This window comes from Nitrospinota bacterium, from assembly GCA_016235255.1.
GTDB lineage: Bacteria > Nitrospinota_A > UBA7883 > UBA7883 > JACRLM01 > JACRLM01.
The window spans coordinates 76052-101553 of the sequence record JACRLM010000066.1 but is presented as its reverse complement, the minus strand read 5'-3'; the positions used below and the strand labels follow the sequence as shown (position 1 = coordinate 101553).

Here is a 25502-nt window from a genome sequence, read left to right as displayed (position 1 = left end):
CTTACAAATATTTTTCAGAATAACACCTTTTGGTAACTCAAATGATCGACCAAAAATAAACCACAGAACGGTGAATAATCTAAATTGCCTACTTGTTGAAAAATACCTAGCAATTCCTCTTTCATCAATACAGTGTCAGTTGAAAGTGACACTATCAGGAATGTATCACTTTTGTATTCTTTCTTCTGTTTTGCCTCAATCCTTTCCTTGATATAACGCAAATGCCTATCTATTGTTTCTTGAGGATCAGATACGCAAGGCTTAGACTCAATTTTTCTGGTTACCGAATTTATCGTTCCCGTGGATGTTATCCCCAAGGGGCCAAAACAAGCTATTCCTTTTTCAAGGCACTCTCTTACCAAGTGCTCATTCTCATGCTGCGCCACCGTAACTTCCAAATAATATTCCTTTGAATATCCCCTTCCAACCAACGGCCCATCACAAAATAATCTAGCATCATAATTTTGATTTCCAGTGTGATACTGACAATATAAAATCAATCCGGGTCTTTCGAAATAACCCAAAAAAGATGCTATCGGCAATATTTCTTCAATAATTTTTTTGCATTGTCCTTCTAAATTTCTGAGCTTCGAAACTCCATTATCTGAGGTGCGGACCATTTCAAAAACGTTGTGAGCTTTTTCTATAAAGTCTCTCGCTGGTAATTTTATTTCAAATTCCTTTATAACGTCTTCCATCAAATCTTCGTGTCTTTCTATTCCTGCGTTAATAGTCAGACCGCTCATACCGCAATAAGTATCGCGTCAAATTTCTCTTCAGGAACCGGAACCCCATCCTCCCGTAAAACTTCTATATACCCTTCGATGGCGTCGCGGACGTTGGTGATGGCTTCGTCCCTTGTCTCGCCTTGAGAAATGCAACCGGGAAGGCTGGGGCATTCGGCGATCCAGAATCCATCCTCCCCGCGATAAACCAGGACTTGTCTCATAATTTTATTCTCCGGCGGCCTGAATCGTGGCGATTATTCACGAAATTATTATATCACTCCCCCTCCATCCGTATCACCATCGCGGGGGCGGCGTTGACCTTGAGGGTGTCCACCTTCGCCAAAGCCTTGCGCAAATCCGATTCCACCGCCACGTGGGTGGTCATGACCACGCTCACGGGGGTGTTCTCCTCCCGCCCGCGCTGGATCATGGAGGCTATGGATATGCCGCTCTCCCCAAGCGCCCCGGCCAATTGCGCCAGCACGCCGGGCCTGTCCGGCACGGAAAAGCGAATGTAATAGCGGGATCGGGCCTCGCCGATGGGGCGCATCTTTATCTTTTTGCGCATCGCCGAAGGGATCGCAAGCGGCGGCCGTTTGCCTGCCGTGCCACGCGCCATCCGAGCCGCGATGTCCAACGCATCCCCCATCACCGCCGACGCCGTCGGCCCGGCGCCAGCCCCGGGCCCCACCAGCATGTTCACCCCGGCCGAATCGCCGATCACTTCCACCGCGTTTAGCGGCCCGTTCACGTTCGCCATCGGGTGGCTTGACGGGATCATGGCCGGATGCACCCGCACGTCTATCGAATCGTTCACCCGCTTGGCTATGGCAAGCAGCTTTATGGTGTACCCGAACTCTTTTGCCATGCCGATGTCTTCCGGGGTGATCTTGCTTATCCCCTCGGTGTACACTCCGGCGAAGTCCACCGGCGTCTGGAAGGCCAATGCCGCCAGCACAGCGATCTTGTGGGCCGAATCTATCCCCTCCACGTCGAACGTAGGGTCCGCCTCGGCATACCCTAGCTCCTGCGCGTCCTTTAATATTTCGCCGAAGGGTTTCCCCTCATCTTTCATGCGGGAGAGTATGTAGTTGGAAGTGCCGTTGATTATGCCGTGCACAGCCTCGATCTTGTTCGCGGCGAAAGCCTCCCGGATGGACCGTATGACCGGCACAGCCCCGGCCACTGCCGCCTCGAACCCAAGCTCCACCCCGGCGTCTTCCACAGCCTTGTAGATTTTCTCGCCATGGACCGCCAGAAGCCTTTTGTTGGCGGTGACCACATGCTTGCCGTTTTTTATGGCCTCAAGGATAAGCTCCAGCGCCGGATTTTCTCCCCCCATCACCTCGATGACGATGTCTACATCCTTTGCCTGGACAATTTCGAACGGGTCCATGGATAGGGCGATACCGGCGAGGTCCGCGTCCCGTTTTTTGGAAAAACCTTTTGCGGCGGCGCGGGTGATCTTAAGCTTTACGCCGGAGCGGTCCGCCAGCGTTTGCCCGTGTTTGGCCAGAAGGTTGATGACTCCGCACCCGACCGTGCCAAGCCCGATTAGCCCAAGCCGCACCGAGTCCATCAGCCCTGCCGTATCGCTTCGCGGATGCCGCGTATGGCCTGGCGTGTCCGATGCTCGTTTTCCACCAGGGCGAAGCGGACGAAATTGTCCCCTCCGTCGCCAAAGCCGATGCCGGGGGTCACCGCCACTTTCGCCTTGGTCAACAGCAGCTTGGAAAACTCCAGTGATCCCATTTTCTTGAACTCATCCGGTATCTCGGCCCATACGAACATGGTGGCCTTCGGTTTCTCCACTTTCCAGCCGATCCGGTTCAAGCCCTCCACCAGCACGTCGCGCCGGTCCTGGTAAACCTGCCGTATCTCCTCCACGCACTCCTGCGGGCCGTTTAGCGCTATGATGCTTGCGATCTGTATCGGCTGGAACATCCCATAGTCCAGATATCCCTTTATCCTTTGCAGGGCGCCCACGATCTCCGGGTTCCCCACGCAGAATCCCACGCGCCAGCCGGGCATGGCATATGTCTTGGACAGAGTGTACATCTCCACCGCCACGTCCTTGGCCCCGGGAACCTGCAATATAGATGGCGCCGTGTACCCGTCGAACACGATCTCCGCGTACGCCAGGTCGTGCACCACGATGATGTCGTGCTCTTTCGCGAAGGCGACGACCTTCTCGAAAAACGCCAGGTCCACGCATACTGTTGTCGGGTTGTGCGGAAAGTTTATCATCATGGACTTTGGCCGCGGCCACGTCCTCTCATACGCGTGCTTCAGGTTCTCGAAAAAATCCGCGCCGGTGGACAACGGGACGTTTATCACGTCCCCATTGGCGATGATCACCGCGTATGCGTGGATGGAATACGTCGGCGAAGGGACCAGCACCGAGTCCCCCGGCGAGGTGATGGCCAGCATAAGGTGGCTTATCCCTTCCTTGCTGCCGATGGTGACGATCGCCTCCGATTCGGGATCCAGGTCCACATCGAACTTTCGCTTGTACCACCCGCAGATGGCGTGGCGCAGCTTGGTTATGCCGCGGCTGGCCGAGTAGCGGTGGTTCTTCGAATTGCCCGCCGCTTCCACCAGCTTGTCCACTATGTGCTGCGGCGTGGCCATGTCCGGGTTGCCCATGCCAAAGTCTATTATATCCTCACCGGCGCGCCTTGCCATCACGCGCATGTTGGTCACCTCCGCCAGAACATACGGGGGGAGGCGCTCAATCCTCTGAAACTTGCGTTTCGGGCCGGCGGCCTTTTCACTGTTGTCGGTAGCCGTGTCGCTCATGTGTCCTTCAAACTCTTTCAGATTACAAAGGCTTATTCTATAACGCGGGTATCGTGGTTTGCAACTTGCGGCCACGGACGGGGCAAGGTCAGGAAAGTGATGACCGGCGCAGGCCTAATAGACCACGTCCACAAGGTAAAGCCCTTCCGGCGGGGCGCAGGGGCCCGCGGCGGTCCTGTCCCGCGCTTCGAGCATCTGTTTCACCCGCTCCGGGGATATCTTGCCACGCCCGGCTTCCACGAGCGTCCCCACGATATTTCGCACCATCTGCTTTAAAAAACCGTTGGCGGTGACAGTGAAACTTATTAAATCACTATCGCGCGTGAGTTGAACTTTGAAAACCGTCCGCACAGGGCTCTTGGCCGAACAGCCGGAGGAGCGGAACGACGAGAAATCATGCTCGCCGACGAGACATTCGGCCCCACGGCGCATGGCTTCGATGTCCAACGGAGAATGAACGAGCCATGCCCTGCCATGCAGGAACACAGAGCGGACCTTCGTGTTTAGAATGTCGTAGCGGTAAGTTTTTTCTTTCGCCGAGAATCGCGCGTGCCAGCCGCCGGGAACAGTTTCCACGCTCGTCACCGCAATGTCCGGCGGCAACAGCGCGTTCATGGCGCGCATGATCGAGTTGTCGTCCATCCTCGTTTCCACCTCCACATGCGCAGGCTGGCGGATTGCGTGGACACCGGCGTCCGTCCTGCCAGAAGCGGTGAAACGGACGGTGTGGTTGACGATTTTCGATAGCGCCTCTTCGGCCACCTGCTGGATGGAAAGCGCGTTGTCCTGCCACTGCCACCCGGCGTAGTTTGCGCCGAGGTACTGGAAATCAACACGGATGCGGCGGGTCAAAGTCACCTGTCAAAAACAATTTCTTTTTTTCCGCCAGCCGCCTCGTTGATCACGATAAGCTTCCCCTCGTCTTCGGCCATCAACTGTTCGTTGGCGTTGAGCAATTCTATACCGTAAACGGAGCCGTCCGGGCCGATGTCAACGTTCAGGTCTTCGCTTACCTGTATGGTCTTGACGGTCCCAGGTTTTTCATGGAAGCAAAAATACGCAATGTTATAACGGGGATCATAGGTTAGTTTCATCGCCCTTCCTTTCGCGCTCAATAAAATTTTACGACAACGGTTATCACAGTCCAACAGCTATTTTCAATCACCGCGATAACTTCAAGACGCTTTCTGGAATAATTCTTCCCATGCCACTGGCCGCCAAATTCGAACTAGCGATCAAATTTCCACCTGCCAAGCCTCGCATGCTCCTTGCGCCCTTCTTTATACGGCAAGGACAACTTCTTGTTCAGCCGCGCCGCGCTCTTTCATCCGCTCCATGGCGTGAGGGTGGAATTTGACGGTAATATCCGCACTCATCCGCGCGCCGCGCCTTTCGAACTCCCTTTTCCCGTCCCCAACTCTTCCCGCAGGAACATACCGGTGTACGATCCGTCCACCTTCGCCACTTCCTCCGGAGTGCCGGTGGCGATAAGTTTCCCGCCGCCGTCGCCCCCCTCGGGACCGAGGTCAATTATGTGGTCGGCGGTCTTTATCACTTCCAGGTTGTGCTCGATCACAAGCAGGGTGTTCCCGGCGTCCGTCAGGCTGTTGAGCACCTCGATGAGTTTGTTTATGTCCTCGAAGTGCAGCCCCGTGGTTGGTTCGTCGAGTATGTAAAGTGTCCGCCCGGTCGCTCGTTTGGACAGCTCCTTGGACAATTTCACGCGCTGCGCCTCGCCGCCGGAGAGAGTTGTGGCGGACTGGCCAAGCTTTATATATTCCAGCCCCACGTCGATCAATGTCTTTAGCACATTTTCTATCGCCGGGTGGTTCAGGAAAAACTCATTGGCTTCCTCGATGGTCATGTCCAGCACGTCGGCGATGGACTTGCCCTTAAGTTCAATCTCCAGCGTCTCCCGGTTGAACCTCCTGCCGCCGCACACTTCGCAGGTGACGTATATGTCAGGCAGGAAATGCATCTCGATTTTCATCACCCCGTCCCCCTGGCACGCCTCGCACCGCCCCCCCTTCACGTTGAACGAGAAGCGCCCCGGCTGGTAGCCTCGTTTGCGCGATTCGGGGAGTTTGGAATAAAGGTCCCTCACAAGGTTGAACACGCCTGTGTACGTGGCGGGGTTGGAGCGGGGGGTGCGCCCGATGGGGCTTTGATCTATGTCTATCACCTTGTCTATATGCTCCAGGCCGCGGATGGCCTTGTGGGCCCCCGGCCGGTCGTGCGAGCCCCAGAAATGGCGCGCCAGCGATTTATACAATATGTCGAACAAGAGTGTGCTTTTGCCGGAGCCGGACACGCCGGTGAGGCAGGTGAACACGCCCAGCGGGATGGAAACGTCAAACCCGGTCAGGTTGTGCTCCGCCGCACCTTCGATCTCTATTTTGGCGCCGCTTCCCTTCCGCCGCTGTGCCGGCACGGCTATGCGTTTCCTGCCGGACAGATAGGCGCCGGTCAGCGAATTTTTGTCCGCCATGATCTCGTCCGGCGTCCCCGCCGCCACCACCTCGCCGCCATGCACCCCCGCGCCGGGGCCCAGGTCCACCACGTAATCTGAGGCCAGGATCGTGTCCTTGTCGTGCTCGACGACGATCACGGTGTTTCCGATATTGCGAAGCCGCACAAGGGTCTCTATGAGCCTGCGGTTGTCCCGGTGATGCAGGCCGATGGAAGGCTCATCAAGAATATACAACACCCCCATCAGCGACGAGCCGATCTGCGTGGCCAGCCGTATCCTCTGCCCCTCCCCGCCGGACAATGTGGCCGCAGGCCGGTCCAGCGTAAGGTATTCGAGCCCCACGTCCTTTAAAAATCCGAGGCGTTCGACGATCTCCTTTAGAATGCGCCGCCCGATGATCAGCCGCTGTTTGTCCAGCTCCAGCGAATCAAAGTACGCCAGCGCCTCTTTGACGGACATGGAGGAGACGTCTATTATCGAGCGGTCCTTGAGCCGCACCGCCAGCGCCTCGTCCCGCAGGCGTTTGCCGCCGCACCGGGCGCAAGGCTCCAGCCGCATGTACTCTTCTATCTCCTCACGGATGGCGTCCGAGTCGGTCTCCCGGTAGCGCCTCTCCAGGTTGCCCATCACCCCTTCGAAAACTCCCATGTAATAGTGGCGGCGGTTCTCCTTTTCGAAGAAGAATTTCACCTCTTCTTCGCCGCTGCCGCGCAGGATCACGTCCCGGTGCTTTTTGGAAAGTTTGGCAAACGGGGTGGACATGGAAAAGTTATAGTGCGAGGCGATGGCCTCCAGCATCTGTGAATAGTAAATGGAGGTCTTGCGGCTCCAGGGCCGTATGGCGCCCTGACGCAACGAAATCGAAACATCCGGGACCACCAGGTCCTCGCTGATATAACGCTTCACCCCCAGCCCGGAGCATTCCTGGCACGCCCCGTGGGGATTGTTGAAGGAGAACATCCGGGGTGTGATCTCCGGGTAGCTTATGTTGCAGTGGACGCAGGCGAACTTTTCGGAGAAAAGGAGCTCTTTCTCGCCGTTGACGTCGATGAGCGTCACCCCGTCCCCCATTTTAAGCGACACTTCCAGCGAGTCCGCCAGCCGCCGATCAAGCCCGGCCTTGATCACGAGCCTGTCCACCACAAGCTCTATGGTGTGCTTCTTCTTTTTATCAAGCTCGATGTCGTCGCCAAGGTCGTACATCTTGCCGTCCACCCGCACCCGGACGAATCCGCGCGCGCGGAACTGGTCCAGTTCCTTTTTGTATTCCCCCTTCCTGTCGCGCACCACCGGCGAAAGGATCTGTATTTTCGTCCCTTCGGCAAGCTCCATCACCCTGTCCACCATCTGCTGGACGGTCTGGCTGGCTATCTCGCGGCCGCACTGGTGGCAGAACACGGAACCGACCCTGGCGAACAAAAGCCGCAGGTAATCGTATATCTCTGTCACCGTGCCGACGGTGGAGCGGGGGTTTTTCGACGTGGTCTTCTGCTCAATGGATATGGCGGGGGAAAGTCCGTCGATATAATCTATGTCCGGCTTTTCCATCTGTTCGAGGAACTGCCTGGCGTAGGCGGACAGGCTCTCCACATAGCGGCGCTGCCCCTCGGCGTAGATCGTGTCGAACGCAAGGGACGACTTGCCGGAGCCGGACAGCCCTGTGATGACGATAAGCTTGTCCCGTGGGAGGGTCAGGTCAATATTCTTAAGGTTATGCTCCCGCGCCCCTTTTATGTAAATGCTGTCTCTCATTTGTCCATCAGCGTAAAATCTCCATTATACTCCCGCGCGGCAGCTTTCGCCATCAGGTGGACGATAACTGGCGCAAGAAACGGCGGTTTTATTCGAAATGAACCCACGCCTGATTCATTCACCAGATATACACGTTATCCCGCGACGGAGTAGTGATAAAATAAGCGTGGTGTAAGGATACAGGCCTGAAAAATCATTAATGGCCAAACGCTCCTTTTCCCTTTGAAATGCTGATACGATGTCCAACGGCGGCGTTACCCGGAAAATCAAGACGCCCGGCGGCGATGGCGGCCGGAGCATCGCGCAAAACAACGGGCTTTTGGAAAAGTTCTTCGCCCTCTCCCAAGACATAATGTGCGTCGCCGGGCGGGACGGTTATTTTAAAAAGTTGAATCCTGCCTTCGCCCGGATATCGGGTTTCACCGAACAAGAGCTTCTGGGCCGGCCCTTCATGGAATTCATCCACCCGGACGACAGGCCTGGAGCCCAGGCGGCGCTGGAAAAATTATTGAGCGGCATGCCGGTTGTGGACTTTGAGAATCGCCTGCTATGCCAGGACGGCTCATGCCGGTGGCTAGAGTGGCAGGCGGCCGCGGACCTGGAAAGCGGACTTTTTTTCGCCACGGCGCGGGACGTCACTGAACGCAAGAAAGCGGATGCGGCCCTGGGAGAAACCCGGCGGCGCTATCAATTGCTTGTGGAGTCCTCCCCTTTCTGCATCCACGAAATAGACATGGAAGGGCGCCTGCAGTCCATGAACAGGGCGGGGCTTGCCATGCTGGGGCTCGCCGAGGAAAGGCAGGTCTGCGGGGTGGACTACATGAGCGCCGTAAGCGAGGAGGACAAGGGACGCATAGAAAACCTGCTCAAGCAGGCTTATCTGGGGAACCTGAGCCATTTTGAATTCGCCTCCTCCGGCAAAACGCCCCTTTATTTCAAATCATGCTTCGTCCCCATACGGGATGAAAGCGGCAAGGTGATCAAGCTGATGGGCATCACCGAAGACATCACCGAACGGCATAACATGGAAGGGGCCATCAGGAAAAGCGAAGAGCGGATGCGGCAGGTGGTCGAAGCGTCTCCCGTGGGGATGGTGATGACGGACAAAAACCAGGATCCGGTCATCATCAACAACAAATTTGTGGAGATGTTCGGATACACTTTCGAAGATTTCAGGTCAATTGAAGGCTGGTGGCCATTGGCCTATCCAGATAAGGCATACCGCTCACGGGTGATGGATGAATGGAACAGGAAGGTGGAAAAGGCGGCGCGGAAAAGGCGGAACATGGAGCCCATGGAGGCGCGGGTCACCTGCAAGAACGGCGACGTGAAGGACATCCTGTTCAACTTTTCCGCGGTGGGTGAATTCGGTCTGGTGGTGTTCAACGACATCACCCGGCTGAAGAAAGCGGAAGAAAAGCTCCGCAACGCCAAGGAGGCGGCGGAACAGGCGACGACCCTCAAGGACAAGTTCGTCTCCCTGGTGGCGCACGACCTGAAGAGCCCGCTCAGCTCCGCGCTTGGCCTGATGCGCCTGGTCCGCAATGAGATCAAGCCCTCCGAAAGCGGCCAGACGGAGGTGATGATGGACTCGGTCATCTCTTCGAGCGAGAACATGCTGCGCATGATCGGCGAGGTGCTCAACATCAGCAGGCTGAAGACCGGGAAAATCAACCTTGCGTTCCAGTTCATAAACGCTTACCAGTTGGGGATACTGGTGCTGGCGGGCCAAAAGGAGACCGCGGCTAAAAAAGGGGTTGCCCTCATCAACAATATTCCGCCGGACAGGAGGATTTATGCGGACGCTATATTGTTAGGCGAGGTTCTGTCAAACCTGGTGTCCAACGCAATCAAGTTTTCCAGGAATGGCGACAGCGTGACTTTGTCCGTCCCGGAAGATGAAAAGTCGGCGATAGTGGTGCGGGACACCGGCGTTGGAATGGCCCCGGAGACCACCGGCAAGTTGTTCCTTTATGACGAGAAGACATCCACCCCCGGCACTGCCGGTGAGCAGGGGGCGGGATTCGGCCTGCCATTGTCCCACGACATTATGGAGGCCCACGGCGGGTCGCTCACCGTGGAGTCCAAGCCGGACCAGGGAAGCGTTTTCTTCGCGCGCCTGCCGTTTGTGACGCCGCGCGTGATGGTGGTGGACGATGAGGCGTCCACGCGGCTGCATTTCCGGAAAATCCTGGAAGGGCTTGGGGCCGAAGTCATCGAGGCGGAAAACGGGGCCAGCGCCCTGGAGTCGGTGTGGGACAAGCCGCCGCACCTGATGCTTCTGGACATAACCATGCCGGTGATGGACGGATTCGGAGCGCTGGAAGGGCTCAAGCGGGACAACATGATATCCCATATCCCCGTGATCGCCGTCACCGCCAACGACGACATGACCACACGGGAAAAAGCCTTTAAAATGGGGGCGGTGGACTACCTGAAAAAGCCTGTGGACATAAACGATTTCGTGCCGAGGGTGAGAAGGATAATAGGATAGGCAGACCGGCGTTACTTCACGTCCTCGGGAAACCGCGCCTCCTCCGGGATCATGGCCCAGAATTTCACCGCCAGGCCGAACCCGAATATCACCACCCCGAAAAGCCCGATGGAATAGGCGTATTCCACAGGCGAAATGCTGTAATTCGCGTACCGCCCGTCCAGAAAAACGCTGGTGACCTGTTTGTCCGAGAATAGCTCCAACGGCATCACCTGGGCCGGGATCACGATTATGTAGCGTTCGAACAGCACGCCCGCCAGTTGCAGGGCGGATGCGAAAAGCAGCCACGGCGTGGACTTGCCGGTGGAAGGGTTGAAAACGATCAGCGACGGGATCACAAGTCCGCAAAGCACAAGACCGATCCAGAACATGGCGGTATATTTTCCCCCGTGGAGCAGCAGGAACGACGCGGCCTCATAGTTTTTCGGCGCGTACCCCCTTGTGACATTCTCTATGAACAGGAAATAGATCACCACCAGCATGAACACGCCCATAAGCCTGCCCATGCCGTGCAGCAGCTTTTCGTCCAGCAACCGGCCTGTGGCGCGGAAGGTTGCGTACAGGATCAGTATCATCAGCGCCGTGCCGGAGGACAATGCCGCGGCGATGAAACTGGGAGGGAGGAGCGGTGAATTGTAAAGCTCCCGGACGAACACGAATCCGAATATGGCTCCGGTGCCAGAATGCACGCCGACCGCGATGAACACCGCCGCGATGCCCAACGCCTTTTTCCAGAACTTGCTCTCCTTGAACTGGGCGAGAAGATACAAGAATCCGACCAGCATGTAACTGTTATATAAAATCGCGTTCAGCGAGAACATGGAGCGGGGCTGGAAATGGAAGAAAGGCACAAGTATCCTGTCCGGCCGTCCCCAGTCCATGATGATCGCCATCAGGGCCGCCACGATCAACAGTATGGCAAGCAGCGCCGCGATCCGGGCGAATGGCTGGTATTCGGTCTTGCCGAACACGGAGGACATGGCCGACAGCACCAGCGACCCCGCCGACGCGCCGATAAGGTAAATCGCCATCACGATGGGCATCCCCCAGGGGACCTGGTTTGTCATCCCCGTCACATGATGGCCGTTTACGAACATGTACAGCGCGGACAGCGGCGCCATCGCCGCCACGGCCCCCGCCACGGCCATGAACATGTAATATTGGGCCGAGTTCCCCTCTATCCTCCGGAACCTTACGTTCGCCATCGCCTACACTCCAAGATAGAAAACGCGGGGGTTTAGCCCCAGGTCCGCCCGTATCTGCGTGGCGCGGCTTGAGCGCACAATACCGCTCACCTCGCTTTTCGGGTCGTTCAGGTCGCCGAACACCATGCCGCCGCCGCCCGTTTTTTTGCATGCCTCCACGCAGGCAGGCTGTTTGCCCTGGTCTATCCTGTGGACGCACAGATCGCATTTTTCCACCACCCCGTGCATGCGGATCGGCGATTCCGGGTTCTCCCCCGGCTGATGCTCCACATGTTTTGAAACGAACGAACGGGCCTTGTACGGGCAGGCCACCATGCAGTAACGGCATCCGATGCACCGGTGCTTGTCTATGAGCACGATGCCGTCCGCCCGTTTGAAGGTGGCGGCCACGGGGCAGACATGGGCGCAAGGGGGATGCTCGCAATGGAAACACATTGCCGGCATGGAGCGCTCCTCCGCGTTGGGCACGCCGCGCTGCTTGAACTTTATTTTCCGTATCCAGTGGATGTCCAGCTCCGGCTCCGGGAAATGGGGGACGTTGTTTTCTTTCCGGCAGGCGTCGTAACAGGCTGTGCATTCCGGGTCGCACTTGTTGATGTCTATTACCATCCCCCACAGGTTTTTCGAGGAGGCGCCTTCTTCATCCTGTCCCGCCGCGCCGGATATGGCCGGGGCGATTGTCCCCGCCGCCATCACGGCGCCTATTTTCAGAAAATCACGTCTATCCACGCTCATCTTTGGCCTCCGCGCCCGCCGTGGCGGGGTAGTAATGGCAATTCCAGCATTCCGGCTTCACCCCCACATATCCATGGCATTTATCGCAAAATTCCGCCCTGTTCGGATGGCACGACCGGCAACCGGCGATGCCATGCCCCTCTTCACGGATCCCCTCGCGCACAGCCTCTTCACGGGTGTGGAGAAGGAACTTCATGTGGTTGTGGCGCATCCATTCCGGGTCTTTCACGCACTTTTTGCCGTCTTTTTTGATTGTGAGCGACGGGGCGGCCGCCGCGCCGGTGAAAAGCCCCACGCTCGCCGCGTTATATATAAACGGAAAGCCAAGTACCGCCATGAGCACGGCGACGGCGATGACTCCGGAAGTTTTGGACAATTTTTAAATCCTCTGAAACGAAAGAACTTTAATAACGGGCATTTGGCCGGTTTTCACCGTCCCCGTTGCCATTTGATGATTTTACGCTTAAAAAGATTCGCGGGACCGGGAGATTTAAAGGGGCCTCCCGGTAGAATTTTTCTCTGGAGGCGGGATATAATGAACTGATGGTCAGCGAAAGGGCTTTAGAATGCATTTCAACGTGATTCTCGAAACAGCCGAAGAGGGTGGATTTAATGTGACAGTTCCGGCCCTTGATGGCTGTTTCACCCAGGGGGACACGGAAGAAGAAGCCATCGAAAACGCAAAAGAGGCCATCCGTTGTTATCTCGAAGGTCTCTCAAAACTTAACCAGATAAAGACCTCGCCCGGCTCCATTGTTGAGGAGGTGGAGGTCACTCTTTGAGCAAGACCTTCTCCGGAAAAGAGCTGGTAAAAGCTTTACGCAGGATCGGTTATTATGTGGACCACCAGCATGGCAGTCACATTTTCATGCACAATCTGGAAAAAAGAATATCTGTGATCGTCCCGGCGCACAGGGAAGTCAAAAAAGGGACGCTGAACAACATTATTAAAAAAGCCGGCATAACGATTGATGAGTTAAAGAAGCTGGTCTGAAATGCCGGGATTCAACGGCTTGGCCATACTCGATGTTCACCACGCAGCCATTGACCGGCCACGTTGCGCCGGATACAACCCTTGAAAAACGCACAAACACGAACCAGGAGACCCCGGATGGATAAGCAGATTTCCAAGGAAGACGAGTTTTTCGCCAAGCAGGAGTTTGAAAGAAGGCGCAAGCATGAAGAAGCGTCTCGCCTGGCCATGGCGGCGGAGGAGAAGAAAAGGCTCAAAGACCTGCATTTCATGAACTGCCCCAAATGCGGCATGAAGCTCATCGAGATCGAATACAAGAACATCAAGATAGACAAGTGCTCCCACTGCGAAGGTGTATGGCTGGACGTGGGCGAACTGGACGAGATCGTCAAGGACAAAGGGGGCAAATTCACCACGTTGCTGAAGGTCTTCAATATCTAGGGCGCTTTTGCATGGCCGAGGGCCGGCCGACGCCTTCCCTATTGTGAATTGACCCTCTCGAAACTGTCCGTATAGTCCTCGCCGCGCTCCCTGACGAACAGGGTCTCAAACAGCGGGAAAACCATTTGCGGAATGTCGTAATAGACCTCCGGGGCGTGGTCGAAAGTTGACGTGGTCTCCCTGCGGCTTATATGCAGGGCCGGCTCCAGCCCCCGCATGAATGCCCGTAGCGACAGGTCGCGGGTATCCTTTTTCCTTAATGTGACCATCCCCCCTCCGGCCGCGCGCGGCTGCGTCATGCGTCCCAGTTCACCGGGATGGGCGCGAAGCAATTCGCTTAAAAGCTCCGGATCGTGCAGGACCCGTTTTTCCTCCAACTTTCTGGCGGTGGTCTTCCTGTCCTCGTGATGGCGGATGGCAAGGGAAGGCTCGGCCCCCAGCTTGGCCAACAGCTTGCACAGCAGGCTGAACGCGCCTGGATATATGGTGGTGCGGACGGCCTCGCCGGCCATGGGCCGCGCGGGAAGGAAAAGCCCGGCCAGGGCACGCACTATCCCTCCCCTTTTCCTTGCCAGAGCCGTCTTGAACACCTCTATCGCCCCGAGGGCTGCAAGTTCGGTCTTGATATGCTCCTTCTGGTCCGGGGAAATATCCCCTATGGAAACGAACAGCCGCCCGAACTCTTCGGGCGCCCCTTCGGCCAGCAGCGTTTTTTTCAGGATGTCCATCTCGTTGCGTACCTGCAGGTTGAGCGCCACGTCCTTCACCGCCGTGCGCTCCTCCAGCGAAGCCGCCTTCACGAACTCCTCGTGCGCAAGGATGCCCAGGATCAATTCGCGGTTGGTGTTTATTCCCTGCCCTTCGATGCAAATGCCGCGCGCCGCCTCCGCCAGAAGCCGGATGGCGCCGGCCCTGTCTTTGCCGTGGACGACGGCCTTCATTATCATAGAGTCGTACCGTCCGCTCCAATGGGAGCCAACGCCAATCCGGCGGTCGGCGTATATCGTCAGTCCGTCCATTGCCTGGATGTTGAACACCTCCACCGAGCCTGTGACCGGCCCGAAGGTCCTGTCGTGGCCGCTCCGCAAATAGACTTCCCGCTCCCTTTCGCTTAGCACGCGCTCCAGACATATGCGGGCCTCCATGGCGTGCCCCCCCTTATTGCGCGCGTCCACCTGCTCCTGTGTCAACAGGGCGAATCCGTCGGTAACGTCAAGCTGGGTCAGCACATAGTTGACGCAGTCCTGGTGGGCCGAAACGGGATGCTCCACCTGCAGCCGGGTGTTCACTTCCAGAAAGTAGAATGTCTTCGAAGCGGGCTCGTAAAGGAATTCAAAGGTGCCTGCCCCGGCGTATGGATGGCCGGTCCTCCCCCCTATTTCATCGAGAAAAGCGCGGATATGGCCGCGCATCTCCTTTTCAACCTCCGGAGCAAGGCCGGCGGTCTCCTCGATGACTTTCTGCCGGTCGCGCTGCTGGGTGCAGTCCCTGGGGGCGCCGAAGACCACGGAACCGTCCAGATCGCCGATGAACTGGAACTCTATATGGCGGGTCTTGTCCAGGAACTGGTCCACGCTGAACACCGGATACTTCTTGAGAAACGTTTCCACTGAAAAGCGGAACTCCCGCTCGTCGGCGTGGCCGAGCATCATCTGGCCATGGCCGCCACCGCCGAGGGCGTCCTTTAGCAGGAAGTTCCTTATACTCCCCTTGTTGGCGTTGAAAAACTCCAGCGCCTGCTCCACGCTTTCCACCTTGCCGGAGCTTGCCGGGGTGGAAAGCCCCGCGTGGCGCGCGACGGTGGTGGCGTTTATCTTGTTGCCAAGGAACCGGATCACGGATGAGTGCGGCCCGGCCATACGGAACCCTAGCAGTTCCATCTCCTCGAACCACTCGTCGTCCTCCGCGTTAAACCCCCATCCGGGATGGACCGTGACATCAAAAGGATCGATCCCGGCGCCAGAAAGGTACGCCGCCAGGGCTTTCATGGACAATATGTCCAGCCGCTGCTCGCGCGGCCTTCGCCCCCTGTCGCAATATGAGGGGACGTGGAACACCTCGTCACCGGCGGTAAGCAGCGCTTCATACGGCAGGTCCATCCCGTCGTGGATGACTATCACCTTTTTGCCGGCGGCGTGGGCCTGTTCAATTATCCTGCAGGCTATCTCGCCACGGTTGGCCGCCAAAATGAACCTGCTTTTTGTGTATGGCGCAGGCTTTGGACCAACGGACTGCATCGCGGAAAGCTCCGGCCGGATTTTGTCCCGGAGCGACGCGGCGAAAGCGGCCTTGCGGGCCGGGTCCTCAAGGTCCCGCCTGTAGGCTGATTTCCAGCTTTTTTCGTAATACTCCACGGCGCCCGAATGCATCGAAATCGCCTCGGCCTCCGATATGGCGCGTGGATGGCACGCAAGGTATCGTCTGATGAATTCGCCTTCGATTACCTTTTCGCGGTTGCGGGCGATGATGTCATCATCACTCATCTCCAGCGCCGCGCGAAGCTCAGCAAGGCGCATACTGAATCCCGGCCGCGCCGAATGGATGAAACCGGCGGCGGACTTGCACAGGGCAGTCCCGCAGACCGGCTGGAGGTCCTTTGCCGTGGACGGCGAACTAAACCCGGTCATGACTTCACGACGCCCGGCCCATCGCCCCGATCATCTCCCGGACCGCCGCTTCAAATCCGACCATCACGGCGCGGGCGACGATGCTGTGGCCGATGTTAAGTTCTTCGATATTGTGTATCGCCGCCACCGGGCCGACGTTGGCGCATGTCAGCCCGTGGCCTGCGTGTGTGGTCAATCCCAGTTTTTCCGTCAGCGCGGCGGCTTTCACAAGCTTGCCTAGCTCGGCGCTGGCGGCCTTTTTTGTCACCGCCTCGGAATACGCGCCGGTGTTAAGCTCCACAGCGTCCGCCCCGGCTTCCATGGAGGCTTTCACCTGGTCTTCATCCGGGTCTATGAACAGGGAAACGATGATTCCCGATTTCCTGAAACCGGCGATAACTTTACGAAGTTCCACCCCGCCTTTTTTGACGTCAAGCCCCCCCTCGGTGGTCAGTTCCCGGCGTTTTTCCGGCACAAAAGTCACCTGCCACGGTCTGGCCCTGCGGGCGATTTTAATGATTTCCGGGGAGGCGGCCATCTCCAGGTTGAGCTTTGTGGATATGCCGCGTTTGATTCCGCGAAGGTCGGCGTCCTGTATATGGCGCCTGTCCTCGCGCAGATGAATGGTGATCCCGCATGCGCCGGCACGCTCCGCCAGAAGCGCCGCCTCCAGCGGGTCTGGCATGGACGACAGCCTTGCCTGGCGCACGGTGGCCACATGGTCGACGTTCACGCACAGCACGGGCATGTTAAGGCCCTCCTGTTGTTTTATTTGAAATGGGGATGATACCATAACTTATGGAACTTTAAGGGTGGTCTTATGACAAGTTCGCTCGGTTTTTTCATCAACAGTTTCGTCACCATTTTCTCCGTGCTGGACCCATTCGGCGCGGCGGTGATCCTGCTGGCGATGACGGCCGGAAGCTCCGCCCGCGGCATGGATGAATTCGCCATACGGTCTGTGAAAACGGCGGCGCTGGCGCTGGCGGCGTTCACCGTGGCGGGTGGGATGATATTCTCCTTTTTCGGCATCAGCATAAACGCGCTTCTCGTGGCCGGGGGGCTGATACTTGTGAAAATATCGTTCAAGATGCTCGAAGGGGCGCCCCTTGCCAGCGGGGGATACGAGACCGCAGCAAATGAGACCACCGCCAGCGACGACAACGCCATCATCCCCATGGCCGTCCCCATACTCGCCGGGCCGGCCGCAATAACCACCGTGACGGTTTTCGCAAGCCGCGCCGAAGGAGTGGCGGACTGGGTGGCGCTGATCGCGGCGCTGACGCTGGCTTTGTTTCTCACCAGCGTCATATTGCGGAACAGCGGGAAAATGGCGGAGCTTTTGGGCGGAACGGGGCTGCGGATACTCACCCGGCTTATGGGGCTGATACTTATCGCGATGGGGGTGGAATTCGCGCTGTCTGGACTTAAGGGGTATTTTGGATAGGAAGGATTTTGACCAACCTGTGTAACGCCACCGTCCCGGTGGCAATTGCCGGCAAGATGCCGGCGTTACAAGGAAAAATCAGCCCCGCTCCACTTTCGCGCCGCATTTGCCGCAGAAGTTGTGATTGGGCTTCACCTTCGCCCCGCAGGTGACACAGAATACTTCCTCGCCCCCCCTGCGCTTTTTCTTTTCACCTTCAGCCGGGCCTGCGCCGCTCAATTCTTTCAGCACAGCGATGGCCTCCGCCTCGAACTGGGCCTTCATCTGCTCGTAATCTGCGTCGTCTATCTTGCCGGTGGACCGGTCGAACTCCAGGTCCTTGATTGCGGCGTAGGCGGCCTCTTTTTTGAAAAGCAACGCCGAAAGCTCGTTTTCGGAAAGTGCCCCCCCACCCGGCTCGGCCGCCTCCGGTTTTAAAAGGGGGTATGCGATGAAAGCCAGAGCTGCGGCAAGGATCAACAGTTCAACCATCAAAAGCATCGTGAATCTTCCTTTTACGCGTCAAAATCGGAAAGTTCTTTTTTCATCCGTTCCACAAGGTCGCTGTCGCCTCCCTCAACCGGAGGTTTTCCCCCTTGTCCCGCGCCCTGCTCCGGCGCTTTTTTCCCGGCGCCCCGTCCGGCCCATTCCCGCACCAGCGCCGCCACGCCCCCGCCCACGGCCACAATCGCCACGAACGGGAATACGTATCCGACCACGTTAAAACCCTCTTTTTTCGGCTGGGCCAGGATCACCTGGCCGTGCTTGCCGATGAAGGCGGCGATTATCTGGTCGTGCCCCTTCCCTTCGGAAATCTGTTTTTTTATCTCCAGCCGGGCAGGCACCGCGAAATCGCAGTTCACATGCGGGCAGTTCTTTATCGTCTGGTTGCACGAGCAAAGGCACATCATCTCCTTTGACAACGTGTCAAAAAGCTCGTCGGCCGCCTGACCGTCCGCCGCATGGGCGAAACCTGCCATTGCGGCAAGCGCCGCGGCCATTATCGTGTAAATTACGGTTTTCATGACAACATCCGTCCTTTTCTTCTCATATGAACAGGATAGCATACGCCGCTCCGGCTTTCCCAATTTATGGGCCCTGAAAAAGCTTCCTGACCGGCGGGTATTGGGGCAAAATGGTCAAGTTCAATCTGGAGAGGGAAAATGATAAGACCGTGGAAAGGAATCCATCCCCGGATTCACCCCAGCGCCTTTATCGCGGACACGGCGGAGGTGATCGGGGACGTTGAAATCGGCCCGGAATCGTCCATATGGTTCAACACCGTGGTGCGGGGGGACGTGTGCAACATAAAGATCGGCGCCAGGACCAATGTGCAGGACGGATGCGTCCTGCATGTGACAAAAACGCCGCAGCGCCCGCTGATACTCGGTGACGACATCACCGTGGGGCACTCCGTCACGCTGCACGCCTGCGTGATAGAAGGGCCGGCGCTCATCGGCATGGGGGCGATAATACTGGACGCGGCGGTGTTAAAGCCCAACGTTATCGTGGCGGCCGGGGCGCTTGTGCCGGAGCGGATGGTGGTGGAGCCGGGGACGATGCTGATGGGAGTGCCCGCCAAGCCGAAAAGGAAGTTGACGGAGGATGAGATCGCGTTTTTGAAGCGCTCGGCGGAAAATTACGTGGAGTACCGGCTGGATTATATGGAGTGACCGGCAAGGCCGGTCTTCGTTATTAAATCAAGGCCGCCGGAATGTTGGTTTGGCGGCCCGCGGATTTGGATTTAAACAAACCGACCAAGAGGGAGATACGCATAATGCGGGAATTCGACAGGTCCGGGTATTCGGCTATTTTAATCAGGACAGCGGCGTCCATGGTGTTGGCGGCAAGCTTTTTTCGCGCCCCTGCCTTCGCCGAAGAGCAGAAACTCCAGTCTGCCCAGACTCAGGCCGCACAGGCCGACCCTTCCAAGGCCCAGACGGCCGCGCCGGAGCCTTCGTCCGCCGCGATGGCCGGGGCGTTCCTCGGCCCGATGATGCAACAAGGCATGGCCCAGCTGCAGACCGTTGTGGGAAGAGGCACTTACCAGGGGGACATGCCCGACCTTCTTTATCACAGCCCGCAGTTTTACAACCTGCCTGCGGACACCAGCAGCCTTATGGACACGTTGTCCATCAATTACTCCATGATGGACGGCAACGGCAAGGCCAAGATATTCACCGCCTCCAACGACTTTTTCATTATGAAGGGGGACTTTATCAACTCGCTCATCATCAGCGGCTCTTACAACGAAAGCGGCACCATCACGCTTCCCGTGCAGACCACCGCCAGAAACTACACCGTAAGCGAACAGCTGGAGTGGTATTTCGCGCCGAAGTGGTACTCGTTCGCCGGGGCGCACTGGGACTCCAACGAGATAGCGGGGTTCAAGGCGGACTACGGCGCCAAGGTGGGGGCTGGGTTGTTCATCGCCGAGTCGAAGGAATTCATCGCGCGGGCGGAGATTGGATATGACTCTTCCCGGGTGGACAGAATCGAACCGTTCGATGACGAGTCGCTGAATTTCGGCATGGGCGGTTTCCGGCTGGCATGGATGGGAGAACGGATATTCGTCACCGGCTCCTACAAGTATTTCCAGGATTTGGCCGACACGGCCCATCAGCGCCACAAGGTGAGCGCACAGATGTTCATCGCCATCACGGGCAACCTTTTCTACGTTGTCGGCTATGACATGTGGAACGACAACAAGGTGCCGGATGGTTTCGAGGAAATCAACTACCTCACCACCAACGCCCTTATGCTGAAGTTCTAGCTGGGGGCCGCCAAGGTCACTTTAGCCTTGCGCCGACGGCCTGCGCGAGCGCCTGAACGTGGGGCCGCCGGGTGACGTTCTGGTGTGTGCCTGGGACGGACACGGCGTCCACCCCGCCCGCCGCCACGGTGTTCCACCCCATCGCCGGATCATCGGTGATAAGCGGCGCGGCGGGAACAAGCTCGGCCGCCTTGAACACGGTCACCCGCCCGGCGTACGGCCCTGGATTGTAGCGGAGCACGGCCATGCTGTTCACCTTGAACACGTTCAGGAAGCGCCTGGCCTGTTCCACGCCGAAATCGGGGGGTATCAGGTTTGTTTTCATCGCCATTTCCACGGCGAAGGCTATCTGTTCGTCCGGGCCCATGCTTTTTAAGGTTGCCAGCGGCAGGTTAATGTCTTCGGCCAGCACGCTGGCCAGCGCGCCGGCGTCGTCCATATCGCGCAGACTTTGCGGAAGGATGGAAGGAACGTAAGCGTCCAGTATCCCCACCATGCCCACATCTCGCCCTCTTTCGGCCAGCCGCCGCGCCATCTCATAGGCCACATAGCCGCCGAACGACCATCCAAGGATGTTGAGCGGCCCCTCCGGCCACTGTTCATTGACGCTGGCTATATAGCTGTCCGCCAATTCTTCCACCGTCCGCAGCGGGGCCTGCCCTTCTTCCAGCCCGCGCGCCTGCAGTCCGAACACCGGGCGGCCCTCCCCTAAAAGCCGCGCCAGTTCCTGATAGCACATGACCGTCCCGCCGCCGGGATGGACAAGGAACAATGGCGCAAGATCGCCACCGGCCCTAAGCGGCACGAGCGGGCGCCAATCCGATTCGCGTTTTGCGTTGCGTATCGTTCCGGCCAGACTTTCGACTGTGGGGTTGTGGAACAGCGTGGAGAGCGGAAGTTTGCCGCCGAACTCTTTTGAGACCTGGGCCATCAGGCGCACTGCCAGCAGTGAATGTCCCCCCAGCTCGAAAAAGTTGTCCTTCACCCCCACAGGGGATATTTCAAGAAGCCGCTCCCATATGCGGGCGAGGCCCAGCTCATACCTGTCCCTGGGATACATGCAGCCCTCGGCGCCCCTCCTCTCCATCTTTGGCGCCGGGAGCGCGTTCCTGTCTATCTTGCCGTTGGGTGAAAGAGGCATCTTCTCAAGGTTTGTCACAAGCGAGGGGACCATGTAATCGGGGATGAATCCCTTCAGGAAAGCCCGAAGCTCCATCGCGTCCACCTGGCCGTCCATCGGGATCACATAGGCTGCAAGGCGCGCGTCCCCCTCTCCCATGTCCACGACTTTCGCGGCGGCGTCCTTCACATTGGGGCTTCTCTTCAAGGCCGCCTCCACCTCTCCCAGTTCGATCCGGTAGCCCCGCAGTTTCACCTGGTGGTCCCCCCTGCCGATATATTCGACGGCGCCCCCCGGCAGGCGGCGCGCGATATCGCCTGTCTTGTACAGCCGTGTCTCGCGCCCGTCCGCGAACTTGTGGACGATGAACCTTTCGGCGGTCAATTCTTCCTGGTTTATGTAGCCGCGGCTGACGCCAGCCCCGCCGATGTACATCTCACCGGGAGTCCCGGCGGGAACGGGGCGCATGAGTCCATCGAGTATGTGCACCTCCGTGTTGTCCATCGGCTTTCCTATGGGAAGCGAGCGCCCGCCGGGCGAATGCTCGTGGATGGTGTTGCACACGGCGCATTCAGTCAGCCCATAAGCGTTGAAAAAACGGCGCCCTTTCCCCCATGTGTCCGCAAGGCCAGCCGGGCAGCTTTCACCGGCGGATATGATCACCTCAAGAGAGGGGATGTCCTCCGCCGGCATGGCGGCGAGCATGGATGGCGGAAGGGTGACGTGGGTCATTCCACGTTCCCGGAGTATGGCGCAAAGGTCCGCCGGGGACTTTACGGTCTCCGCGCTTTCAATATAAAGGGCCGCTCCCGCGCAAAACGTCATCGCAAGCTCGGACACCATCGCGTCGAAGCTAAGCGATGAAAACTGGAACACCCTGCTGTCCTTGCCCACGCCGAAAATCCGGGACTGGGCCGCCGCAAGGTTGGCAAGCCCGGCATGGGTGTTCACAGCCCCCTTGGGAACGCCTGTGGAGCCGGAGGTGTATATCACATATGCGGCGTTATCAAACCCCGCGCTGCCGTTGACATTTTCAGAGCCGTCTCCCACATCGTCCAATATCTGTTGCAGCCCGATAAGCTTCGGATGGTCCGCGAAAAGGTTTATCTTCGTTCCCGACGTCAAAAGCGCCACGGGCCGGGAGCTTGCCACCATATGTTTCAGGCGTTCGTCTGGATATTCCGGGTCCAGCGGCAGATACGCCCCACCCGCCTTCAGAACTCCTATGGCCGCCGCGATCATTTCCATGGAGCGCTCCGCCAAAATCCCCACCACCGCCTCCGGCCCCACCCCATCGCGGACGAGGCGCGAGGCGATCCTGTCCGCAACGGCGTTCAGCCGGGCGTATGTTGTCACCTTGCCGCAATGGACCACGGCGGGGGCGTCCGGAGCGCTGATGGCGCGCGCTTCCACCATTTGATGTAGCATGCCCGATGTGGAAAATTCTGTGGCGGGACCGAGGCCTGCGGCTATCGCCGCGTCGGCCTCCAGCGGGCTTATGGCCGATAGACCGGAAATGGGGCTGTCCGGATTATTGAGCCCGGCCCATAGCAGGTTTATCACCTGGCCGCCGAAGCTTTGTATCGTCTCTTCTTCGAACAGGGCGGCGTTATATGTTATTTCGCCCACCATTTTTCCGCCGTCCATGCCAAATGAGAACATGATGTCATGCCTGGCGCGGGGCATCTGGCCATGGATTTCGTTTAAGCACACCGCGATGTCGAATAGGGGGCATTTGTTCGCCACGCTGTCCAGCCCAAGGTCGCGCAGAAGGGAAGCGTATGGATATCGTTGGCGGGAGTACGCGTCCAGCAGCGTCTGGCGAAGCGAGCCTAGATAACTTTTGAACGACGCGTCATGGTCCACACGGCTTACGATGGGCAAAGCGTTTGGCGCCGCGTCGAACCCGCGCGGCGGGCTGCCGATGATTACCGTGGAGGCGGATCCGTTCCTTGCGACGATAATTTTCACCGCCGCCAGCAGTATGGCGTAAGTCAGAAAACCGCCGCCGCCGGAAACACGCGCGACAGCCGCCGCAACGTCATCCGGAAACCTCAAGTAGATCGAGCCCGTCCGCTCCACATATTGTCCGGGGCGGGGGTGATCCAGCCTTATGTTGGAAGCTTCCGCCCCGCCGATGAGCTTTTCGAGCCAGTATTTTTTCTCTTCCAGCAATTTCCTGTCGAACACCACGGCTCCCGGAGCGGCCATGACCACGTCTTTTTCATCCATCGCAATACTTCCCGATCACCTAAAAATTAAACGATTGCTTCGCGTCCTCTTCCACCGCTCCACCGCCGGGGCTTTCCAGCCGGACGGCGATACGGGCTCCGGAATACGCTTCTATCAATTCCAAGTCCGGCTGAGTCCCGCCAAACCGGCAGGCGCGCCTTAAATTTTCCATCAGTGGATCTGCGTCCTCCACATCAGCCCCGCGGATCAGCTCTTCCTTAATTACATTATTGAAGCATCGGACGAAAGTCTTTACCTGATTAAGGTTCATGCCATGCCGCATAAGGTAGAACACGCTCCACAGCTCAAAGTTGTTCTGCGGCGTCCACGCGGAGTTTTCAACGGTCAGGAACATTTTCTCCACGATGTCCGCCGCCTCGCGCGAGTCCATGGTGGCGTGCGCCCAGTTGAAGGCGGAGCCGGTTATGCCAAGCTCCCTGCGCTTTTCCCAGACAGGGGTGACAGGGTCGCAATACCAAAGCTGCGCCCGGAAAAAGTCCGGCCCGGCTTCCTCGATAAAATCGGCCGTTTCCCGCGCCGTATCCCGCGTTTCGCCCGGAAAGCCGATGATAAGGGCCACATGGGTCACTATGCCTGCATTCTTCATTAGCCGGATGGCGTCAAGGTAATCCTTCCTGCGAGAGGTCTTGTTCATTTTCTCAAGCATCGCGTCCGAGCCGGACTCCGCCCCCATGAACACCCCCTCGCATCCTGCCCGCCGCATAAGCTCCGCTGTCTCCTCGTCGCCATAGTCGCTCCTGTAAAACGAGTTCCAGCGGAATCCATGGTTTTTGCGGATCATCATCCGCAGGATTTCCTTGAACCGTTTTTTGGGGACGTTGAAAGTGTCGTCGAGTATGGTCAGGGTGGACACGCCGCCGATTTCCCTGATGGAGTCGAGGGCCTTTTCCACCTCATCGGGGCCGATATAGCTGTATTTTCCGGCGCGCCTTGGAAATCCGCAGAACGCGCATGAGAAAGGGCATGATTTGGCGGTGCGGAGGGACACGAATTGCCCTATGTCATCTTTCTTGAACAGGGAATAATCCGGCGTGTTGTCCCCGAGAGGATTATTTTCCGGCGCGATCCTTGTTGTTGTGTGGCCGTCGCCGTCCAGGTATGCGATATTGTCCACCCCGGAAAGCGGCGAGCCTGATTTTATGGCTCCGATGACATTGGCCAGCGCCGCTTCCCCCTCCTGGCTGATCACATACACATCCGCCCCAAGATATGTGAAGAACTCCCGCATCGCCTCCGGGCCGCCCCCGTTTTGCTGGCCGGCGATGAACGGACCGCCCACGATGATCTTCACTTTGGGCGCAACGGAGCGCACGAACGATATCACCTCCATCACCGGCGGGGCGGAGACATAGAACGTGGTGGTGACCGCCACCGTGAGCGCATCGCCGCTCTCCAGCTTGCGCCGCAAAGTCTCCTTGCCTTGCTGGAAAAGGTTGACGTAATCGAACGAAAATCCCTTTTTCGCAAGGTATGTCCCCAGATGGACGATCGAAGGGGCCAGGAAATCCTGGTTGTGAAACCTTTGGCCGCCGTGGAACTCCGAAAAGATGTCCAGCGCCCGTTTCGGAACGCCGTTATGGTTTATATACGCCAGCTTCAAGTCCCGGTGCGCCCCGGACGCGCCGTCCATGGAGCGTGTCATCTCCACCTGCTCGCGGAAATCAAAATCGTTAAAGCCGATTATCAGGCAGTCGGTCATGATACAGCCCCACTGTGCGCGTCCTGCA

Annotated in this window: 23 protein-coding genes; 7 read left to right on the top strand and 16 right to left on the bottom strand. The window is 57.9% G+C overall.

Going from position 1 to position 25502, the window contains the following annotated elements; all coding sequences use genetic code 11:
- Positions 1–14: 14 nt before the first annotated feature.
- The 7 genes from HZB29_08715 to uvrA all read right to left on the bottom strand — a co-directional run bounded on the left by HZB29_08715 (position 15) and on the right by uvrA (position 7749).
- Positions 15–746 carry a hypothetical protein gene (locus HZB29_08715; protein ID MBI5815675.1) on the bottom strand — a complete coding sequence of 244 codons (732 nt, stop codon included), beginning with the start codon at positions 744–746 and terminating at the stop codon, positions 15–17.
- Positions 743–949 carry a type II toxin-antitoxin system HicB family antitoxin gene (locus HZB29_08710; protein MBI5815674.1) on the bottom strand — a complete coding sequence of 69 codons (207 nt, stop codon included), beginning with the start codon at positions 947–949 and terminating at the stop codon, positions 743–745. Before HZB29_08710 ends, HZB29_08715 begins: the two co-directional genes overlap by 4 nt.
- A gap of 53 nt (positions 950–1002) precedes the next feature.
- Positions 1003–2307, bottom strand: coding sequence for a homoserine dehydrogenase (locus tag HZB29_08705; GenBank protein ID MBI5815673.1), 1305 nt, complete (start codon positions 2305–2307; stop codon positions 1003–1005).
- On the bottom strand, positions 2307–3527 hold the full coding sequence (gene alaC / locus HZB29_08700) for an alanine transaminase (protein ID MBI5815672.1): 1221 nt from the start codon (positions 3525–3527) through the stop codon (positions 2307–2309). Before alaC ends, HZB29_08705 begins: the two co-directional genes overlap by 1 nt.
- A gap of 114 nt (positions 3528–3641) precedes the next feature.
- On the bottom strand, positions 3642–4385 hold the full coding sequence (gene truA / locus HZB29_08695) for a tRNA pseudouridine(38-40) synthase TruA (protein ID MBI5815671.1): 744 nt from the start codon (positions 4383–4385) through the stop codon (positions 3642–3644).
- The gene (locus HZB29_08690; GenBank protein MBI5815670.1) at positions 4382–4621 is read right to left on the bottom strand and encodes a DUF2283 domain-containing protein; all 240 of its coding nucleotides are present in this window, start codon (positions 4619–4621) and stop codon (positions 4382–4384) included. Before HZB29_08690 ends, truA begins: the two co-directional genes overlap by 4 nt.
- A gap of 278 nt (positions 4622–4899) precedes the next feature.
- On the bottom strand, positions 4900–7749 hold the full coding sequence (gene uvrA / locus HZB29_08685) for an excinuclease ABC subunit UvrA (protein MBI5815669.1): 2850 nt from the start codon (positions 7747–7749) through the stop codon (positions 4900–4902).
- Positions 7750–7987: 238 nt separating this feature from the next.
- On the opposite strand from uvrA, the gene HZB29_08680 reads away from it, so the two are divergent.
- Positions 7988–10243 carry a PAS domain S-box protein gene (locus tag HZB29_08680; protein ID MBI5815668.1) on the top strand — a complete coding sequence of 752 codons (2256 nt, stop codon included), beginning with the start codon at positions 7988–7990 and terminating at the stop codon, positions 10241–10243.
- 11 nt (positions 10244–10254) lie between these two features.
- On the opposite strand, the gene nrfD is transcribed toward HZB29_08680, so the two are convergent.
- From nrfD to HZB29_08665, 3 genes are read right to left on the bottom strand one after another with little or no spacing between them, the layout of a single operon-like run.
- Positions 10255–11448 (bottom strand): polysulfide reductase NrfD, encoded by a 1194-nt coding sequence (gene nrfD, locus HZB29_08675; GenBank protein ID MBI5815667.1) that lies wholly within the window; start codon positions 11446–11448, stop codon positions 10255–10257.
- A 3-nt stretch (positions 11449–11451) separates the two neighbouring features.
- A complete protein-coding gene (locus tag HZB29_08670; protein MBI5815666.1) occupies positions 11452–12183 on the bottom strand; it encodes a 4Fe-4S dicluster domain-containing protein in 732 nt (243 codons plus the stop codon).
- On the bottom strand, positions 12170–12559 hold the full coding sequence (locus HZB29_08665) for a sulfur reduction protein DsrJ (protein MBI5815665.1): 390 nt from the start codon (positions 12557–12559) through the stop codon (positions 12170–12172). Before HZB29_08665 ends, HZB29_08670 begins: the two co-directional genes overlap by 14 nt.
- A 190-nt stretch (positions 12560–12749) precedes the next feature.
- Between HZB29_08665 and HZB29_08660 the strand changes: the two genes are divergently transcribed.
- The 3 genes from HZB29_08660 to HZB29_08650 all read left to right on the top strand — a co-directional run bounded on the left by HZB29_08660 (position 12750) and on the right by HZB29_08650 (position 13597).
- Positions 12750–12965, top strand: coding sequence for a type II toxin-antitoxin system HicB family antitoxin (locus tag HZB29_08660; protein MBI5815664.1), 216 nt, complete (start codon positions 12750–12752; stop codon positions 12963–12965).
- Positions 12962–13177, top strand: coding sequence for a type II toxin-antitoxin system HicA family toxin (locus HZB29_08655; GenBank protein MBI5815663.1), 216 nt, complete (start codon positions 12962–12964; stop codon positions 13175–13177). The genes HZB29_08660 and HZB29_08655 overlap by 4 nt, the downstream gene beginning before the upstream one ends.
- 117 nt (positions 13178–13294) lie before the next feature.
- Positions 13295–13597: a zf-TFIIB domain-containing protein gene (locus HZB29_08650; GenBank protein ID MBI5815662.1), complete on the top strand. Its 303-nt coding sequence runs from the start codon at positions 13295–13297 to the stop codon at positions 13595–13597.
- Between the two features lie 38 nt (positions 13598–13635).
- On the opposite strand, the gene HZB29_08645 is transcribed toward HZB29_08650, so the two are convergent.
- Positions 13636–16224, bottom strand: coding sequence for a hypothetical protein (locus HZB29_08645; GenBank protein MBI5815661.1), 2589 nt, complete (start codon positions 16222–16224; stop codon positions 13636–13638).
- A 4-nt stretch (positions 16225–16228) separates the two neighbouring features.
- Positions 16229–16951: a pyridoxine 5'-phosphate synthase gene (locus tag HZB29_08640; protein MBI5815660.1), complete on the bottom strand. Its 723-nt coding sequence runs from the start codon at positions 16949–16951 to the stop codon at positions 16229–16231.
- Between the two features lie 72 nt (positions 16952–17023).
- Here HZB29_08640 and HZB29_08635 point away from each other — a divergent pair, with 72 nt between their 5' ends.
- Positions 17024–17650, top strand: a complete 627-nt coding sequence (locus tag HZB29_08635) for an NAAT family transporter (protein ID MBI5815659.1) — start codon at positions 17024–17026, stop codon at positions 17648–17650.
- Between the two features lie 78 nt (positions 17651–17728).
- Here HZB29_08635 and HZB29_08630 read toward each other — a convergent pair whose 3' ends face one another.
- Together HZB29_08630 and HZB29_08625 are read right to left on the bottom strand one after the other, a co-directional pair.
- On the bottom strand, positions 17729–18130 hold the full coding sequence (locus tag HZB29_08630; protein MBI5815658.1) for a zinc ribbon domain-containing protein: 402 nt from the start codon (positions 18128–18130) through the stop codon (positions 17729–17731).
- Between the two features lie 14 nt (positions 18131–18144).
- Complete coding sequence (locus HZB29_08625) at positions 18145–18654, bottom strand: cytochrome c-type biogenesis protein CcmH (GenBank protein ID MBI5815657.1); 510 nt, start codon at positions 18652–18654, stop codon at positions 18145–18147.
- Between the two features lie 138 nt (positions 18655–18792).
- Between HZB29_08625 and HZB29_08620 the strand changes: the two genes are divergently transcribed.
- Entirely contained in the window at positions 18793–19302 is a 510-nt protein-coding gene (locus tag HZB29_08620; protein ID MBI5815656.1) for a gamma carbonic anhydrase family protein, read from the top strand.
- 65 nt (positions 19303–19367) lie between these two features.
- A complete protein-coding gene (locus tag HZB29_08615; GenBank protein ID MBI5815655.1) occupies positions 19368–20402 on the top strand; it encodes a DUF481 domain-containing protein in 1035 nt (344 codons plus the stop codon).
- 16 nt (positions 20403–20418) lie between these two features.
- Here the strand turns inward: HZB29_08615 and HZB29_08610 are convergent, their stop codons facing one another.
- Together HZB29_08610 and phpK are read right to left on the bottom strand one after the other, a co-directional pair.
- Positions 20419–23754 (bottom strand): amino acid adenylation domain-containing protein, encoded by a 3336-nt coding sequence (locus HZB29_08610; protein MBI5815654.1) that lies wholly within the window; start codon positions 23752–23754, stop codon positions 20419–20421.
- A gap of 19 nt (positions 23755–23773) precedes the next feature.
- Positions 23774–25474 carry a PhpK family radical SAM P-methyltransferase gene (gene phpK, locus HZB29_08605; protein MBI5815653.1) on the bottom strand — a complete coding sequence of 567 codons (1701 nt, stop codon included), beginning with the start codon at positions 25472–25474 and terminating at the stop codon, positions 23774–23776.
- Positions 25475–25502: the final 28 nt, after the last annotated feature.